Consider the following 16,800-nt stretch of genomic DNA (forward strand, 5'->3'; position numbering starts at 1 on the left):
GCCACCTCACCCGGGCCCGCCCCCTTCTGCGGGGCGAAGACCGCCGCGGCACCGTGCTCGCCCAGCAGCGGGTTCGTGACGTCCACGGCCAGCCGCCAGCGCACGTCGCGGGCGCGCGGGTGCAGCCCGGACAGGTCGATCGCGGCCGCCCGGGCCAGGCCCTCGCCGCCGTCGGGGACCACTTGACCCTCGCCGTCGAGCAGCCGGGCGCCCAGCCCGGTCAGGATCCCGGCGCCGCCGTCGGTCGAGGCGGAACCACCCAGGCACACGAGCACCTCGTGCACCCCGGCGTCCAGGACGGCCGCGGCGACGTCACCCGTCCCGCGCGTGCTCGCGTGCAGGGGCTGGAGCGGCTCGTCGCTCACCCGGGGCAGCCCGCTGGCCTCGGCGAGCTCGACCACCCCGATCAGCCCGTCCGGGGAGACGGTCCACCGCGCCGCGGTGGGGCGACCGATCGCGTCGACGGTCTCCACCGTGCGCACGGCCGACTGCCAGGAGGCCACGAGGGCGTCCAGCGTGCCCTCCCCGCCGTCGGCCATGGCGCGCGAGGTCACCCGGGCCTCCGGAGCCGCGGCCAGCACGCCGTCCCGCAGGGCGACGGCGACCTCGGTGGCGTCCAGGGTCCCCTTGAACGCGTCGGGCGCCAGCACCACGTGCGGTCGCTCGGCTGCCAGGGGCGGGTCGGCGGGTGTCGACGGTGTCACCCGGCGAGAATATCGACCCTGGTCAACCGTGAGGTGTCCAGTCGGGGATGTCGGCCTGCGCGGCCCGCAGCTTCGTCAGCAACCGCACGAGCTCGGCCTGCTCCTCGGCGTCCAGGGCACCTCCGACGTACTGGTCCATCGCCCGCACGTGCCGCGCACCCACCCGGCGCTGCAGGCGGCGGCCCGCGTCCGTGAGCCCGACGAGGGTCCCGCGCGCGTCGTCCTCCGGCACCGACCGGCACAGCAGCCCCCGGGCCTCGAGCCGCTCGACCATCCGCGACAGGGACGACTGGGCCAGCAGCACGTTCTCGTTGAGCTGCCGCAGGCGCATCGTGCCGTCGTCCGAGCGGGACAGGGTGAACAGGACGTCGTACTCGCGCAGCGAGAGCTCGACCCAGACCTCGTCGGCCTGGAACCGCCGCATCAGGGTGACCTGGGCACGGAACAGCGCCTCCCAGGTCTCCGCCGCCCGCCGGGCCGACCCGGGCACCGCGTGCGTCGTCATCGTGTCCGACCTCCAGTCCCGGCGCCGGGGCCGGTTCGCGTCCTCACCGCCCCAGTCTGCGCTCACGGCGGGAGAAGTCGCGCAGCGCACGCAGGAAATCCACCCGGCGGAAGTCGGGCCAGTAGGCCTCGCAGAACGACAGCTCGCTGTGCGCGCTCTGCCACATGAGGAATCCGCCGACGCGCAGCTCGCCCGACGTGCGGATGACGAGCTCGGGGTCGGGCTGCCCCTTGGTGTACAGGTGGGCGGCGATGTCCTCGACGTCGAGCCGCTCGGCCAGCTCGGCCAGGGTCGTGCCGCGTTCCTGCTCGAGCCGCAGGTAGGACCGGACGGCGTCGGCGATCTCGTGGCGGCCCCCGTACCCGACGGCGACGTTGACGTGCAGCCCCTCGACGTCGGCGGTCGCCGCGGCGGCCGCGCGCAGGGTGCGCACGAGACGTTCGGGCAGCAGGTCGAGCCGGCCCACGATGCGCAGCCGCCACCGCCCGGTCTCGGCCAGGTCGCGCACGGCGTCGGAGATGATGTCCAGCAGGTCGGCCAGCTCGCCCTCGGACCGGGCCAGGTTGTCGGTGGACAGCATCCAGAGGGTGACGACCTCGATGCCGAGCTCCTCGGCCCAGCCCAGGAACTCGGCGATCTTGTCGGCGCCGCGCCGGTGCCCGGTGGCCGCGGTCTCCCCGAAGGACTTCGCCCACCGGCGGTTGCCGTCGAGGATGACGCCGACGTGCCGCGGCATCTGCGCGGGCGGCAGCGACGCCGAGAGCCGACGCTCGTACAGCCGGTACAGCGGATGGGGCAGACGCACGCAGATCCTCACGGGTGCTCGGGGGTGGACGAACCGGGACAACGGTACCGCCGCCGGACGTCGCCGGAAGCAACGGATCGAGGCGGGCGGGAAGCACGCGCGGAGTCGTCGCACGATCTTCACAGACTCCCGGTCGGGATCATGGCGGAGCACCCCTACGCTGGCGTAACCTACGGAACCGTAGGTTGTCGTCCCAGCAAGGAGGACTCGTGACCGGATCCGCCCCGCACGAGCGGCGCATCACCGTCCCGGACCCTGCCGACGTCGGGTCCGCGGCCAAGGGCGCCGCGCACGACGCGCGTCAGACCGTCTCCGACGTCGTGCAGACCGTCGCGACCGGTGCCACCACCCAGGCGCGCCGCCTCAAGCCGAAGCTGCGGGGCTGGATCCACGCCGTCACCGCCCCGTTCGCGCTGGCCGCCAGCATCGTGCTGGTCGTGCTGGCCGAGCCCGTGGCGGGCAAGGTCGCCGCGGCGGTCTTCGGCCTGAGCGCCCTGCTGCTGTTCGGCACCAGCGCGGTCTACCACCGGGGCAACTGGTCACCGCCGGTCGAGGCGGCGCTGCGCCGGATGGACCACGCGAACATCTTCCTCATCATCGCGGGCACCTACACCCCGCTCGCGGTCGCCCTCCTGGACCCGCGCGACGCCACCGTCCTGCTCACCATCGTGTGGAGCGGCGCCATCGCCGGCCTCCTGACCCGGGTGCTGTGGATGAACTCGCCCCGCTGGCTCTACGTGCCGGTCTACGTCGCGCTGGGCTGGGTGGCGGTCGCCTACCTCGGCCAGTTCGGCGCCGCGGGCGGACCGGCCGTCGTCTGGCTGGTCGCCGGCGGGGGTCTGGCCTACACCCTCGGGGCGGTCGTCTACGGCACGAAGTTCCCCGACCCGTCGCCGCGCTGGTTCGGGTTCCACGAGATCTTCCACGTGCTGACGGTGGTCGGGTTCACCTGCCACACCGTGGCGATCTTCCTCGCCTCGCTCGCCGTCTGAGACGACTCACCCCTCCCGCGAGGACTCTCGGTCCTCGCGGGGGACGACGGTGTAGCGCCGGTTCGCCAGCGAGGGGTTGGCCGCACGGGCCTTCGCCAGCTCGTCGGCGTCGAGGTCCACGGTGCGCAGCTGCGGCGTCTCGTCCAGCTCGAGCCCGACGACGCCGTCCGGGCCGACGAGGACCGACCGCCCCGTGACCCCCTTGCCCGCCATGCCGACCCCGATCGCGACGACCGTGTTCTCGATCGCGCGGGCGGTGAGCAGCGTGCGCCAGTGCTCGGCCTTCAGCGGTCCCGCCACCCAGGCGGCGGGCACCACGAGCACGTCGGCGCCGGCGTCGACCACCCGGCGCGCGGACTCGGGGAACCGCAGGTCGTAGCAGGTGATGGCGCCGAAGGTCAGGTCGCCGAGGCGGATCGTCAACGGCTCGGCGTCCACGGGCCCCGGCTGCAGCCGGTCCGACTCGCGGGTGCCGAACGCGTCGTACAGGTGCACCTTGCGGTACACCCCCACCAGCTCGCCGGCACCGTCGACGGCGACGAGTGCGTTGACACCCTTGCGGGGTCCGCCGTCCGGCGCGGGGTCGTCACCCGGCAGCGTCGTCCCGGCGATCACGGCCACCCCGGTCTCCGCAGCCCGCCGGCGCAGGAGCGTCACGTACGGACCGTCCAGCTCCTCGGCGTGCTCGATGCCCACCCCGGACCGGTGGTAGCCGGAGGAGTACTCGGGCAGCAGCAGCAGGTCGGCGTCGACCTTCGCGGCCTGCGCGAAGGCGTCGGCCACGAGGTAGCGGTTGGCCTCGTGGTCGTCGGCGACCGTGACCTGCGCGACCGTGACGCGGACCGTCATCGCGGCTCCCGGCCGCCGTCCGGCGACCCGCTCGTCCCCGGCTCGCCGGGGTCGTCGTCCCGCTGCCCGGGCGCGGGTCCGACGTCGGGCGAGGTGGGGGTGACCGCGGACGACCCGCCGTCGTCCACCGCGCCACGACGGATGCCGATGCTGCGTCGCTCCGGGACCTCGATGCCGTGGTCGCGCGCGTACGTGTCCGCCTTGCGCAGGTGCCGGCTCAGCGAGAGGAAGAGCAGGACGGCGGCGACGGCGACCGCGAAGGTCGCCAGGAACCCCTCCAGCCCGGGGGTCACCTCCCAGTCCTCCAGCACCCGGGCCGTCGGGCTCGGGGACGGGCCCGGGGTGACGTCGGCCAGCACGGTGGTCATCAGGCTCGTCGTCATGCGGACTCCTCGCGCAGGCCGGCGAACAGGTCGGTCTCCGGCAGGTCGGTGGGCACCCGGGAGTCGGCGAGCTCGAACTCCTCGGTGGGCCACACGTCCGCCTCGATGTCCCGCGGCACCGCGAAGAAGAAGCCGTCGGGGTCGATCTGCGAGGCGTGCGCGGTGAGCGCGGCGTCACGCCGGGCGAAGTACGGGGCGACCTCGATGCGCGTGGTCACCTCCCGCTCCGGGATCTCGCGGGCGGCCCGGGACTCGATCCAGTCGCCGAACGGCGACTCCAGCCCGGCGCCCTCCATCGCCTCGTGCACGGCACGCAGACGGTCCAGGGAGAACCCGTGGTTGTAGTAGAGCTTGGCGGGCGCCCAGGCCTCGGCACCGCCCTCGACCACGTACCGGTCGGCGTCACCGGCGGCGCGGTAGGCCTCGACCGACACCTCGTGGCACTTGATGTGGTCCGGGTGCGGGTAGCCGCCCGAGGGGTCGTAGGTCGTCATCACGTGCGGCCGGAACTCGCGCACGAGCTCCACCAGCGGTGCCGCCGCCTCCTCGAGCGGGACCAGGGCGAAGCAGCCCTCGGGCAGCGGGGGCCTCGGGTCGCCCTCGGGCAGGCCGGAGTCGACGAACCCCAGCCAGTGCTGCCGGACGCCGAGCGCCTCCGCGGCGGCCGCCATCTCCAGCCGGCGCACGGCGAGGCGACCCTCGACGGACTCGAACTCGTGCCCCTCGGGAGCCTCGAAGGAGGGGTTCAGCACGTCGCCGCGCTCGCCGCCGGTGCAGGTGACGATCAGCACCTCGACACCCTCGGCGGCGTAGCGGGCCGTGGTCGCGGCCCCCTTGCTCGACTCGTCGTCAGGGTGCGCGTGCACCGCCATCAGGCGCAGTGGCTCGCCGGTCAAGAGTCCTCCCAGGGTGGTGCGGGGCGTCCGCGGTCGTCAGGGACAATGGTGGCATGAGCGAGCCGCAGCAACCTGCCGTCCCCACCGACCGGTACGGGTCGGCGCGCCCGGCCGGCGGCCCGGCGCCCCGGGGCGGCACCCTCGGTCGTGGCGCCCGGGTCGCGATCGCGGTGGCCCTCGCGGCGGCGGTGGCCCTGACGGCCTGGTTCGCGATGCTGCAGCAGCGCAGCGACCCGGTCGCCCACGACGTCGTCGGGTTCGACGTGCTCGGACCCGAGGAGGTCGCCGTCACCTTCCAGGTGCACATGCCCGTCGGGACCACCGCGACCTGCACCGTGGAGGCCCTGGCACCCAGCTACGCCCAGGTCGGCACGCTCGACGTCCCGGTCGGCCCGGCGGAGACCCGGACCAGCGCGTACGAGGTCACCGTGGGCACCTCCCAGGAGGCGACGTCCGCCGTGGTCGCGGGGTGCACGGCGACCGGCGGCTGAACCCTCCGGGGCCGCGTCGCGCCACCCGCCGGACGCCGACGTCCGGTATCCTGGACGTTTCACACGAAGTCCAGCACGAGCCGACGCGCGTGCCGACGTCCGTCGGCCGGACGAACGCGCGGCGCGCGCCGGGCACCGACGAGCACCAGAAAGGAGAGCCCACGTGACCGAGACCAACGTCACCTGGCTCACCCAGGAAGCTCACGACCGGTTGACGGCGGAGCTGGAACACCTCTCCGGCCCGGCGCGCACCGCCATCGCCGAGCGGATCGCCGCGGCCCGCGACGAGGGTGACCTCAAGGAGAACGGCGGCTACCACGCCGCCCGCGAGGAGCAGGCGAAGAACGAGGCGCGCATCCGTGAGCTCACCGAGAAGCTGCGCCACGTCGCCGTGAGCCGGCCCGCCGACGACGGCACCGTCGAGGCCGGCATGGTCGTGACCGCCGAGGTCGCCGGGGACGAGATGACGTTCCTGCTCGGCTCCCGCGAGATCGCGGACACCACCGACCTCGACGTGTACTCCCCCACCTCGCCGCTGGGTGCCGCCATCGACGGCAAGAAGGTCGGCGACGACGCGACGTACACCGCGCCGAACGGCCGCGACATCCCCGTGCGGATCGTCTCCGCCACGCCGTTCTCGGGCTGACGCCACCCGGCGGGACGGCGGCGACGGCGTCGATCGACGTCGTCGCCGCCGTCCGGCCGACCTCTCACCGTATCCACACATGTGCGCCCGGTGCAGCGCCGACCAGCGCCGTCGCGCCCTGACCTCGGGTTCCGGACTCATCGTCCGGTAGGACCGGCGTGAGATTTTGCCGATGATCTGTCTATGGTTGAGTACGGTATGACGATCCCAGAGACAGGACCGAACGCGCCCGCGACCGCCGACACGGCCTCGCGGGCTGACGAGCCCACCCTGACGATCCGACGCCCCGACGTCTCCGACGGCGGCGCCATGTGGCGCGTCGCGCGGGACTCCGGGGAGCTCGATCTCAACTCCTCCTACGCCTACCTGCTGCTGGCCGACCACTTCGGCGACACCTGTCGCATCGCCCTCATGGGTGACGACGTCGTCGGCTTCGTCAGCGGGTACCGGCTGCCGGCCGACCCGACCCGCTACTTCCTGTGGCAGGTCGCGGTCGACGAGCGGGCCCGAGGCCACCGCCTGGCCGGCCGCCTCATCGACGCCGTGATCGACGCCCACCCCGAGGTGACCTCCCTGACGACCACCGTGACCGAGGACAACCAGTCCTCCCGCCGCGTCTTCCAGCGGTGGGCCGAGCAGCGGGGCGGGACCCTGCGCGAGGTCACCGGGTTCGAGGCGCACCACTTCCCGGACGGCCACGAGGCCGAGCCCCTGCTGGTGATCGACGGCTTCCGCTGACCCACCACTTCGGACTGCGCCGGTTCGGCGCGCAGGTGACGACGCAGTCCTGTCCCTTCTTTCACCGCACCGGCGCGCATCATCGAAGGAGTGTCCTCCGTGACAACCCTGTCCGCACCGACCCCCGACGCGTCCTCCCACGACGACCCCACGGGTTTCTCGGCCCTCGAGTCCGAGGTCCGCAGCTACTCCCGTGCCTGGCCCGTGGTGTTCGACCGCGCGACCGGCGCGACGGTCTTTGCCGAAGACGGCACGGCCTACCTGGACTTCTTCGCGGGCGCCGGCTCGCTGAACTACGGGCACAACAACCCGGTGCTGAAGAAGGTCCTGATCGACTACCTCGCCGACGACCGCATGGTCCACTCGCTGGACATGTTCACCACGGCGCGTCGTGAGTTCCTGGAGACCTTCAACTCCCACGTCCTCGAGCCGCGCGGTCTGGACCACAAGGTCATCTTCCCCGGCCCGGGTGGCGCCAACGCCGTCGAGGCGGCGCTCAAGCTCGCCCGCAAGGTGACCGGGCGCGAGTCCGTCATCAACTTCACCAACGCCTTCCACGGCATGACGCTGGGCGCCCTGTCGGTGACCGGTAACTCGATGAAGCGCGGCGGCGCCGGCATCCCGCTGGTGCACGCGACCCCGATGCCGTACGACGACTACCTCAACGGCGCCGAGGACGACTTCGCCTACCTGGAGCGCCTGCTCGGCGACTCCGGCAGCGGTCTCAACGAGCCCGCGGCGATCATCGTCGAGTCGGTGCAGGGCGAGGGCGGCATCAACGCGGCACGCGCCGAGTGGCTGCGCGCCCTGTCCGAGCTCTGCAAGCGTCACGGCATCCTGCTCATCCTGGACGACATCCAGATGGGCTGCGGGCGCACCGGCGGCTTCTTCTCCTTCGAGGAGGCCGGCATCGTCCCCGACATCATCACGCTGTCGAAGTCGATCTCCGGCTACGGCCTGCCGCTGGCGATCACGCTCGTGCGTCCCGAGCTCGACATCTTCGAGCCGGGTGAGCACAACGGCACGTTCCGTGGTTTCGCCCCGGCGTTCGCCACGGCCTCCGAGGCCCTGCGCACCTACTGGTCGGACGACGCCCTGGAGAAGGACGTGCTGGCCAAGGGCAAGATCATCGAGGGCTTCTTCGACGAGATCGTCGCCCGCTACCCCAAGCTGGACCTGGTCAGCAAGGGTCGCGGCCTGGCCCGCGGTCTGCAGTTCCCCGACGGCGAGACGGCCGACAAGGTGACCACCGGCGCGTTCGAGCGCCACATGCTCGTCGAGACCTCCGGTCCCGACGACGAGGTGGTCAAGCTCCTGCCGCCGCTGACGATCACCGAGGACGAGCTGCGCAAGGGTCTGACGATCCTGGACGAGGCCATCACGGAGGCCCTGGGCGCCTGAGCCGCCCGGCCCCGTCGTCCGACCACCGACCACATCTTCGAGGAGGCTCCATGCTCGTTCGCACGCTCGACGAGATCACCGACACCGACGCCGACATCAAGACCGAGAACTGGCGTTCCAAGCGCATCATCCTGGCCAAGGAGGGTGTCGGGTTCTCCGTCCACGAGACCACGCTGTACGCGGGGACGGACAACTACTTCTGGTACGCCAACCACTACGAGGCGGTCTTCATCACCTCGGGCGAGGGCGAGATCGAGGACCTCGCCACCGGTGAGATCCACGAGCTCAAGCCGGGCACGCTGTACCTGCTCAACGACCACGACAAGCACAAGGTGCGGCCGAAGACCGACATCACGTGCGTGTGCGTGTTCAACCCGCCGGTCACCGGCCGCGAGGTGCACGACGCGGACGGCGTGTACCCGCTGATCACCGAGCCGGAGTCCGCCGCCGGCTGACCCCCGCTCCACGTGGACGACCCCCGTGGTCCGCGACCGACTCCGGTGAGTCGGCCCGGACCGCGGGGGTCGTTCTCGTGCGACGGCGGGCCGCCCGGTGCCCGGGCGGCCGGCGCCGTCAGGTGAGCTGGTAGCCGTCCCGGCGCAGCCGGTCGAGCACCGCGGCACAGTGCTCGGGGCCGGTGGTCTCCAGCTGCAGGGTCACGAGCACCTCGGACACCTCGAGCGTGGTGTCGGTGCGCCGGTGGTCGACCCGCACGATGTTGCCCTCGGCGGCCGCCACCGTCTCCAGCAGGGACGCCAGCGCGCCCGGCTCGTCGTCGAGCCGGACCGAGATCTGCAGGTAGCGACCGGCCGCCACGAGCCCGTGCTGGACGACGCGCTGCAGCAGCAGGGGGTCGATGTTCCCGCCGGAGAGCACCGGCACCACCGTCCCGGTGAAGGCGCCCGGCGAGGCGGCGACCGCGGCGACGGCGGCAGCGGCCGCCGGCTCGACGACGAGCTTGCCGCGCTCGGCCACCAGCAGCAGCGCGCGGGACATCTCGGCCTCGGTGACCGTGCGCACCTCGACACCGAGCCGGTGCAGCACCTCGAACGGCACCTCGCCGGGCATCCCGACGGCGATGCCGTCCGCCATCGTCGACTCCAGGTGGCCGGCGATCGGCCGGCCGGCCGCCAGGGACGCGGGGTAGGCGGCCGCCGTGGCCGCCTGCACGCCGACGACCCGCACGTGCGGGGCCACCTCGGCCAGCACCGTGGCGATACCGGCGACGAGCCCGCCGCCCCCGAGCGGCACGACGACCGTGCCGACGTCGGGCACCTGCTCGAGGATCTCCAGGGCGACGGTGCCCTGCCCGGCGACGACGTCGGCGTGGTCGAAGGGGTGGATGAGGACCTTGCCGGTGCGAGCGGACTCCTCGCGGGCCGCCTCGAGCGCCTCGTCGACGGACTCGCCGAGCTGGCGCACCTCGGCGCCGTAGCCGCGCGTCGCCTCCAGCTTCGGCACGGACGCGCCGACGGGCATGTACACCACCGCCGGGATGCCCAGCATCTGCGCGGCGAGCGCGACGCCCTGGGCGTGGTTGCCGGCGGAGGCCGCGACGACGCCGGCGCGCTGCTCCTCGGGGGTCAGCCGGCTGAGCCGGGTGTAGGCGCCGCGGATCTTGAACGATCCGGCGCGTTGCAGGTTCTCGCACTTGAGGACGACGTCGGCGCCCGCGAGCTGGGTCAGCGCCCGGAAGGGGTGTACCGGGGTTCGCGTCACCACCCCGTCGAGCAGCTCGGCGGCTGCCTTGACGTCGGCGAGGGTCACTCGGTCCAGGGGGGTCGGTGAATTCACGTGCCCCAGTATGCGACGACCACGGGGTGATCCACGACGTCGCAGGTCACGTCAGGGGCCGGCGGCACCCGGTCCGGGGCCCGCGTCGTCGCGACCCTCGGAGGTGTCCCGGTTGCCCCGGTTGGACCACAGCAGCGTGCCGGGCAGCTCGGCGAGGGCCTCCCGTCTCAGCAGGGGCACGTGGTCCTCGGTGCCGAGCTCGGGGAACTTGTCGTGGCCGTGCAGGTACTGCACGACGGTGTTGAGCACGGCGGCCAGGGGGACCGCGAAGAGCGCACCGATGAGCCCGGCGACGAGGGTCCCCGACGCCACGACGATGATCACGGCCACGGGGTGCAGCGAGACGGCGTGGCCCATGAGCAGCGGCAGCAGGATGTGGCTCTCGAGCTGCTGCACGAGCAGCACGATGCCGAGCATGATGAGGGCGGCCACCCATCCCTGCGCGACGAGCACCACGGCGGTCGCGATCGCACCTGTGACGATGGCGCCGAGGATCGGGATGAACGAGCCGACGAACACCAGGGTGCCGATCGGCAGCGCGAGCGAGGGCACGAAGAAGGCGGCGCCGATGCCGATGCCGATGCCGTCGACGAGGGCGACGAGGATCTGGGTGCGCACGTAGGACGACAGCGTCACCAGGCCGCGCCGGCCGGCCTGGTGGACGTTCTCCCGGGCGGGCAGGGGCAGCAGGTTGACGATCCAGGCCCAGATGGACCGCCCGTCCTGCAGGAAGAAGATCGTGCAGAAGATCGCGATGATGAAGCCGACCAGCACGTGGCCCACGGTGCTCGCGGCCCCCAGCGCCCCGGAGATGAGGTTGGAGCTCTGGCTCGCGAAGAGGTCCTGCACCTGGTTGGTGTAGTCGGACAGCTGCTGGGAGTCGATGCCGAGCGGCCCGGTGGACAGCCAGTCGAGGAACTCCTGGAAGCCCTGCGTCGCCTGGTCCCACAGGTCCTGGAACCCGGTGACGATCTGGGAGCCGGCGAGCACGACCAGGCCGACGACGAAGGCGATGAACGACAGGATCGACAGCGCCGTGGCCGCTCCGCGCGGGACCCCGACGTTCTCGAGCATCCGACGCATGGGGCGCAGCAGGATCGTCACGAGCAGAGCCACGGCCACGGGCACGGCGATGGTCTTGAGCTGCGCCAGCAGCCAGACGAGGCCGGCGACGGCGGCCGCGATCAGCAGCAGCCGCCAGGACCAGGCCGCCGCGACCCGCACGCTGGCGGGGACGGCGTCGCCGTCCCTGCTCTCGATTCCCCCCGGGCTCGTCACGGCCTCAACCCTAGGCCGCTCCCGGCGCGACCGCCCGGTGATCGGCCCGGCGTCCCCCTGCAGGTCGGGGTGGCCGTGGTCACTCCGCGGGGAGCGTCCCTCGCCGCTGCGGATGGGGCGTCTCGCCCCGCTCCAGCATGGCCACGAACCGAGCGGCGTGGCGTTCCCGGGTCTCGTCCCGGACCACCGTGGCCAGCCGGTGCAGGATCGCGGAGCGGTTCTGCGCCGTGAGGAGCTCCCAGGCGGCCGTCGCCCGAGGGCTCGCCGCCAACGCCCGGCTCCACACCGGCGGGACCTCCAGGGTGGCGGCACCGCCGTACGCCGCCTCCCATCGACCGTCCTCCCGCGCCCGGTCGACCTCCGCCTGGCCCCGGGCACGCATCCGGCCCTCGGCGACCAGCCGGTCGACGATCTCCCGGTTGCGCGCGGACCAGCTGCTGCGCCGACGGCGGGGACAGTAGCGCTGCAGGGAGGTGTCGGTGTCGCGCGAGCGGGCCTGGGCGTCGATCCAGCCGCTGCACAGCGCCTCCTCGAGCGCCTCGTCACGCGTCAGCGAGGTGGGGGCCGGACGGGCCTTGCGGGCGAGCACGACCCAGACGCCCTCGGGTGTGTCGTCCTCGTGGGCGTCGAGCCAGGCCCGCCACGCGGCGGCGTCCGGCAGGAGCAGCGGGTCGCTGGGCTCGGTGGCCATGGATGCCACGGTACCGACGCGTCGGCGTTCGCGGGCGGCGGGCCCTCGCGCGCCGGAGTCCCGCGACGGGCAGACTGTCCACGTCCGTCGTCGCCGACCCGGGAGACACCACATGTCGTCGGTCGCCCTGTGGGGAGTCATCGTCGCCGGGGTCGTCGTGCTGACCCCGCTCGCCGACCGGGTCCGCGTCCCGCTGCCCGTGCTGCTCACGCTGTTCGGCCTCGCGCTGCCCCTGTTCCCGGCCGTGCCGGCCCTGCGGCTCTCCCCCGACCTCATCCTGCCGGTGGTGCTGCCGCCGCTGCTGTTCGCGGCCACGCAGCGGTCCACGGTGCGGGAGTTCCGCAGCCAGTCCCGGCCGATCCTCCTGACCGCGGTGGGGCTGACCATCGCGTCGGCGGGGATCGTCGCCGTGGTCGCCCACGCCGCCGGTGTCCCTTGGCCGGTCGCGTGGGTGCTGGGGGCGATCGTCGCGCCGCCGGACCCGGTGGCGGCGACCGCCGTGGCCCGGCGGCTGCGCCTGCCCGGCCGGGTCGTGACCGTGCTCGAGGGCGAGGGCATGTTCAACGACGCCACCGCCCTGGTGATGTACCACGTCGCCGTGGCCGCCGTCGTGGCCGGTTCCGTGACGGCCGGGGAGGTCGGGCTCGACCTGCTCCTCGCCGTCGTCGTGGGGGTCGCGGTGGGCGTGGCCGGCGGCTGGCTGGGGCACCTGGTGCTCGGCCGCCTGCACGTGCCTGCCGCCGAGACGACCGTGACCATCGCCCTGCCGTTCGCCGCCTACCTGGTGGCCGAGGAGCTGCTGGGGTCGGGTGTGCTGGCGGTCCTCACGCTCGGGCTCGTGCTGCGGTCCGTGTCCCACGCGTCGGTGACCTCCGGGGGCTGGCTGCTCGGTCGGGCCGTGTGGGACTACGCCGACTACCTGATCACCGGGGTCGTGTTCGTGCTCATCGGCTTCGAGCTGACGTCCGTGCTGGACGGCGACCCGGTCTGGTCGACCGCGCTGCCGCTGGCGCTCGCGGTGGTGGCCGTCCTGGTCGTGGTGCGGTTCGCCTGGATGTTCCCCGCCCTGCTGTGGCTGGAGCGCGGGATGGAGGCACGGGCGGGGGCGAAGGGGGCACCCGCGGACGTCACGGGCGTCGGCGCCTTCACCCGTCGGGAGACGGCGGTCGTCTCCTGGGCGGGGATGCGCGGCGTCGTCACGGTGGCCACCGCCCTCGCGCTGCCGCACGTCGTGGACTCCGGAGGGGACTTCCCGATGCGGGACACGGTGGTGTTCGTCGGGCTGGTCGTGGTGCTGGCGACCCTCGTGCTGCAGGGGCTCACGCTGGCGCCGGTGGTCCGGCGTCTCGGCGTGGGCCGCACGGGTGACGAGGCGGCGGAGGTCGCCCGGCTGCGCGAGGACGCGACGGTGGCCGCGCTGGAGGCCGTCCGCGTCCGGTCCGACGTCCCCGCGCCGGTCAGGGAGGCGGTCGCGCTGCAGTACGAGGGGTACCTGACCGCGCAGCGGGCGCTGGCCCGGGCGCGGGCCCAGGGCGACGGCACGGAGCACTACGGCGAGCAGGTCGACGCGCTGCTGCACGACGCCGTCGAGGTGGAGCGCGACGTCTGCGTCCGCGCACGCAACGAGGGTCTGGTCAGCCCGGAGGTGGCGGACGAGGTCCTCGCGGACGTCGAGGCCCGCGCGGTGCGCGACCTCGACTGACCCCGAGCCCCCGGCGTCGTGGGCATGAGATCTGCCGTCGTGGACCGGTCCAGAGCTGCAGCTTTCATGCCCGCAGCGGACGGAACACGCACCGCCGGTCCGGCGTTGTCGCCATCGGGCGGAGAGACCCGCCCGAGTCAGGAGGAACCATGATCTTCGAGTACCTGTTCGGCGCCGGCAAGACGACGATGGTCGCCCCGGAGGACGCGCTGCCCGGGCGGGAGGCGCCGGTGCTGGCCGCGCCGCGTCCGCACACCGTGCTGGGCACCTCGATCGTCGGCCCGTGGGAGCCCGGCACCCGCGTGCTGTACGTCGCGATGGGCTGTTTCTGGGGGTCCGAGGAGATCTACTGGCAGGTCCCCGGGGTCGTGAGCACCGCCGTCGGCTACATGGGCGGCACGACGCCGAACCCCGTCTACGAGGAGGTCTGCACCGCGCGGACCGGCCACACCGAGACCACGATGGTCGCCTACGACCCGGCGAAGGTGTCCGAGGAGGAGCTGCTGCGGATCTTCTGGGAGCGGCACGACCCGACGCAGGGCTTCCGCCAGGGCAACGACGTGGGCACCGAGTACCGCTCGGCGATCTACTGGACGACGCCGGAGCAGGCCGAGGCGGTCCGGTCCACGGCGGAGCGCTACGCCGAGGTGCTGGCCGCGCGGGGCTACGACCCGATCACCACCGAGATGCGGCCCGCCGCCGAGGCGGGGCCGTTCTACTACGCCGAGGACTACCACCAGCAGTACCTGTCCCCGGCGAAGAACCCGCACGGCTACCGCTGCCACGCGACGACCGGGGTGCCGTTCCCGGACGCCGCCTGAGACCACCGCCACGACGGCCCGTCCCCTCCGGCGAGGGGGCGGGCCGTCGTGCCGCGCGCCTGTCGGTGTCGGCTGCGACGATCGACCTGTGCTGCTCGACGAGCTCGTCCGCACCCACGCCGCGGTCGCCGCGACGCGCTCCCGCCTGCGCAAGCGCGAGCTGCTGGCCGCGGCACTGCGCGACGCCGCTCCCCCGCCCGCGACGGCGCCGGAGGGTGACGACGCCGACGAGATCGAGATCGTCGCCGCCTACCTGTCCGGCCGCCCCCGGCAGCGCCGCACCGGCGTCGGCTGGCGGACCCTCGCCGACCTGCCGCCTGCGGCGGAGGCCGCCACGCTGACCCCCGTCGAGGTCGACGCCGCCCTGTCCGCGATGCAGGCCCTCGAGGGCGCGGGCTCCCACACGGCGCGCTCGCAGGCCTTCACCGAGCTGTTCTCCCGCGCCACCGCCGACGAGCAGCGGTTCCTGTCCGGCCTGCTCCGCGGCGAGCTGCGCCAGGGCGCCCTGGACTCGCTCCTCCTCGACGCCATCGCCGCGGCGGCCGACGTGCCCGTCAAGGCCGTCCGTCGCGCGGCGATGTTCTCCGCGGTGTCCGGACCGATCGCCCGCGCCGCGTTGACCGGAGGTGCGTCGGCGTTGGAGAGCTTCCGGCTGCAGGTCGGGCGGCCGGTCCGCCCGATGTTGGCGTCGTCAGCGCCTGACGTCGGCGCGGCCGCCGAGCGCTTCGCCGACACCGCCGTGGCCGCGGACGTGAAGCTCGACGGCATCCGCGTACAGGTCCACGTCACCGGCGACGACGTCGCCGTGTTCACCCGCTCGCTCGACGACATCACCGACCGGCTGCCCGAGGTCGTCACGCTGGCCCGCTCCCTGGACGTGGAGGCCGCCGTGCTCGACGGCGAGGCCCTCGCCCTCGACGACGCCGGCCGCCCCCGCCCGTTCCAGGAGACGGCGTCCCGCACCGGGACCCACGAGGCCGACCCGGCGTCGAGCCTGCCGCTGACCGTCCGGTTCTTCGACCTGCTGCACCTGGACGGCGCCGACCTGGTCGACGCCCCGGCCCGCGAGCGCCTCGCCGCGCTCGACCGTGCCGTCCCGGCCGACGCCGTCGTCCCCCGTCTGGTCGACGCCGACGCCGGGGCCCTGCAGGAGTTCTTCGACGAGGTCGTGGGCGCCGGCCACGAAGGCCTCGTCGTCAAGGACCTCGACGCCCCGTACGCCGCGGGCAAGCGCGGGGCCGCCTGGGTCAAGGTCAAGCCCCGGCACACCCTCGATCTCGTGGTGCTCGCCGTCGAGCAGGGGTCCGGACGCCGCCAGGGCTGGCTGTCGAACATCCACCTCGGGGCGCGCGACCCGGAGAGCGGCGGGTTCGTCATGCTCGGCAAGACGTTCAAGGGGATGACCGACGAGATGCTCGCCTGGCAGACGGAACGGTTCACCGAGATCGCCGAGGGACCGACCGACGGCTACGTGGTGCGGGTCCGCCCCGAGCAGGTCGTCGAGATCGCCTTCGACGGCGTCCAGCGCTCCACCCGCTACCCCGGCGGTGTCGCGCTCCGGTTCGCCCGGGTGGTGCGGTACCGCGACGACAAGACCGCCGCCGAGGCCGACACGATCGACGCCGTACGCTCCCTGCGCTGACCCTCCGGGGTCACGGTGGTCGTCCTCCGGCTTGCGGTGGCACGACGTCCGTCCGCACGATGCTGCCCATGGACCTGGCCGAGTACCTCGCCGCACACGAGGATTCTCGAGCGCTCTTCGACGAGCTGCGCCGGGTGATCCTCAAGCTGGGGCCGGTCACCGAGCGTGCGTCCGTGAGCCAGGTGGCCTTTCGGGACCGCCGCACCTTTGCGCTCGCCTGGGCTCCCGGACAGTACCTGGGAGAGCGCGCAGCGCCGCTCGTGCTCTCCGTGGTCCTCCCGTGGCGCGACGCCGACCCGCGGTGGAAGGAGATCGTCGGGCCTCGGTCCGGGGGCTTCCTGCATCATCTCGAGCTGCACGGGACGAGCGAGATCGATGATCAGGTCAAGACCTGGATCGCGGCGGCGTACGCCGCCGCCCGTTCGTGACCACGGCTCGGCCTGCCCGCATGCACTTGTCGCG

19 protein-coding genes are annotated in these 16,800 nt (G+C 73.3%); 10 read left to right on the top strand and 9 right to left on the bottom strand.

Features of this window, described 5'->3' with window-relative positions; genetic code table 11:
- The 3 genes from HLI28_RS07815 to HLI28_RS07825 form a co-directional block, all read right to left on the bottom strand.
- A partial coding sequence (locus tag HLI28_RS07815; RefSeq protein WP_343035721.1) for a glycerate kinase occupies positions 1-704 on the bottom strand: 704 nt, incomplete at its 3' end.
- Positions 705-726: 22 nt separating this feature from the next.
- Positions 727-1,209, bottom strand: a complete 483-nt coding sequence (locus HLI28_RS07820; RefSeq protein WP_171246962.1) for a MarR family winged helix-turn-helix transcriptional regulator — start codon at positions 1,207-1,209, stop codon at positions 727-729.
- Positions 1,210-1,252: 43 nt separating this feature from the next.
- Positions 1,253-2,014, bottom strand: a complete 762-nt coding sequence (locus HLI28_RS07825) for an isoprenyl transferase (protein WP_171246963.1) — start codon at positions 2,012-2,014, stop codon at positions 1,253-1,255.
- Positions 2,015-2,223: 209 nt separating this feature from the next.
- On the opposite strand from HLI28_RS07825, the gene trhA reads away from it, so the two are divergent.
- Positions 2,224-3,006 carry a PAQR family membrane homeostasis protein TrhA gene (gene trhA, locus HLI28_RS07830; protein WP_425483386.1) on the top strand — a complete coding sequence of 261 codons (783 nt, stop codon included), beginning with the start codon at positions 2,224-2,226 and terminating at the stop codon, positions 3,004-3,006.
- A gap of 6 nt (positions 3,007-3,012) precedes the next feature.
- Here trhA and HLI28_RS07835 read toward each other — a convergent pair whose 3' ends face one another.
- The 3 genes from HLI28_RS07835 to mca are packed head-to-tail and all read right to left on the bottom strand — an operon-like array spanning position 3,013 to position 5,134.
- A complete protein-coding gene (locus HLI28_RS07835) occupies positions 3,013-3,855 on the bottom strand; it encodes a carbon-nitrogen hydrolase family protein (RefSeq protein WP_171246964.1) in 843 nt (280 codons plus the stop codon).
- Positions 3,852-4,238: a hypothetical protein gene (locus HLI28_RS07840; RefSeq protein WP_171246965.1), complete on the bottom strand. Its 387-nt coding sequence runs from the start codon at positions 4,236-4,238 to the stop codon at positions 3,852-3,854. Before HLI28_RS07840 ends, HLI28_RS07835 begins: the two co-directional genes overlap by 4 nt.
- On the bottom strand, positions 4,235-5,134 hold the full coding sequence (gene mca, locus HLI28_RS07845) for a mycothiol conjugate amidase Mca (RefSeq protein ID WP_246246538.1): 900 nt from the start codon (positions 5,132-5,134) through the stop codon (positions 4,235-4,237). Before mca ends, HLI28_RS07840 begins: the two co-directional genes overlap by 4 nt.
- Before the next feature lie 53 nt (positions 5,135-5,187).
- On the opposite strand from mca, the gene HLI28_RS07850 reads away from it, so the two are divergent.
- The 5 genes from HLI28_RS07850 to HLI28_RS07870 all read left to right on the top strand — a co-directional run bounded on the left by HLI28_RS07850 (position 5,188) and on the right by HLI28_RS07870 (position 8,865).
- Positions 5,188-5,625, top strand: coding sequence for a DUF4307 domain-containing protein (locus HLI28_RS07850; protein WP_171246966.1), 438 nt, complete (start codon positions 5,188-5,190; stop codon positions 5,623-5,625).
- A 163-nt stretch (positions 5,626-5,788) separates the two neighbouring features.
- Positions 5,789-6,271 carry a transcription elongation factor GreA gene (gene greA / locus HLI28_RS07855; protein WP_171246967.1) on the top strand — a complete coding sequence of 161 codons (483 nt, stop codon included), beginning with the start codon at positions 5,789-5,791 and terminating at the stop codon, positions 6,269-6,271.
- A gap of 198 nt (positions 6,272-6,469) precedes the next feature.
- Positions 6,470-7,009 (top strand): diaminobutyrate acetyltransferase, encoded by a 540-nt coding sequence (gene ectA, locus HLI28_RS07860; RefSeq protein WP_171246968.1) that lies wholly within the window; start codon positions 6,470-6,472, stop codon positions 7,007-7,009.
- Between the two features lie 99 nt (positions 7,010-7,108).
- Positions 7,109-8,410: a diaminobutyrate--2-oxoglutarate transaminase gene (gene ectB / locus HLI28_RS07865; protein ID WP_370375399.1), complete on the top strand. Its 1,302-nt coding sequence runs from the start codon at positions 7,109-7,111 to the stop codon at positions 8,408-8,410.
- 50 nt (positions 8,411-8,460) lie between these two features.
- A complete protein-coding gene (locus tag HLI28_RS07870; protein WP_171246969.1) occupies positions 8,461-8,865 on the top strand; it encodes an ectoine synthase in 405 nt (134 codons plus the stop codon).
- Positions 8,866-8,983: 118 nt separating this feature from the next.
- Here HLI28_RS07870 and ilvA read toward each other — a convergent pair whose 3' ends face one another.
- The 3 genes from ilvA to HLI28_RS07885 all read right to left on the bottom strand — a co-directional run bounded on the left by ilvA (position 8,984) and on the right by HLI28_RS07885 (position 12,173).
- Positions 8,984-10,204 (bottom strand): threonine ammonia-lyase, encoded by a 1,221-nt coding sequence (gene ilvA, locus HLI28_RS07875; protein ID WP_171246970.1) that lies wholly within the window; start codon positions 10,202-10,204, stop codon positions 8,984-8,986.
- Positions 10,205-10,255: 51 nt separating this feature from the next.
- The gene (locus tag HLI28_RS07880; protein WP_343035722.1) at positions 10,256-11,482 is read right to left on the bottom strand and encodes an AI-2E family transporter; all 1,227 of its coding nucleotides are present in this window, start codon (positions 11,480-11,482) and stop codon (positions 10,256-10,258) included.
- A gap of 79 nt (positions 11,483-11,561) precedes the next feature.
- Positions 11,562-12,173 (bottom strand): YdeI/OmpD-associated family protein, encoded by a 612-nt coding sequence (locus HLI28_RS07885; protein ID WP_171246971.1) that lies wholly within the window; start codon positions 12,171-12,173, stop codon positions 11,562-11,564.
- Between the two features lie 112 nt (positions 12,174-12,285).
- On the opposite strand from HLI28_RS07885, the gene HLI28_RS07890 reads away from it, so the two are divergent.
- The 4 genes from HLI28_RS07890 to HLI28_RS07905 all read left to right on the top strand — a co-directional run bounded on the left by HLI28_RS07890 (position 12,286) and on the right by HLI28_RS07905 (position 16,766).
- Positions 12,286-13,875, top strand: a complete 1,590-nt coding sequence (locus HLI28_RS07890; RefSeq protein ID WP_171246972.1) for a Na+/H+ antiporter — start codon at positions 12,286-12,288, stop codon at positions 13,873-13,875.
- A 149-nt stretch (positions 13,876-14,024) separates the two neighbouring features.
- Positions 14,025-14,696 (top strand): peptide-methionine (S)-S-oxide reductase MsrA, encoded by a 672-nt coding sequence (msrA, locus tag HLI28_RS07895; RefSeq protein ID WP_171246973.1) that lies wholly within the window; start codon positions 14,025-14,027, stop codon positions 14,694-14,696.
- Positions 14,697-14,784: 88 nt separating this feature from the next.
- The gene (locus tag HLI28_RS07900) at positions 14,785-16,338 is read left to right on the top strand and encodes an ATP-dependent DNA ligase (protein WP_171246974.1); all 1,554 of its coding nucleotides are present in this window, start codon (positions 14,785-14,787) and stop codon (positions 16,336-16,338) included.
- A gap of 68 nt (positions 16,339-16,406) precedes the next feature.
- A complete protein-coding gene (locus HLI28_RS07905; protein WP_171246975.1) occupies positions 16,407-16,766 on the top strand; it encodes a DUF5655 domain-containing protein in 360 nt (119 codons plus the stop codon).
- Positions 16,767-16,800: the final 34 nt, after the last annotated feature.

Origin of the sequence: Isoptericola sediminis (assembly GCF_013085345.1) — a bacterium.
Classification (GTDB): domain Bacteria; phylum Actinomycetota; class Actinomycetes; order Actinomycetales; family Cellulomonadaceae; genus Isoptericola; species Isoptericola sediminis.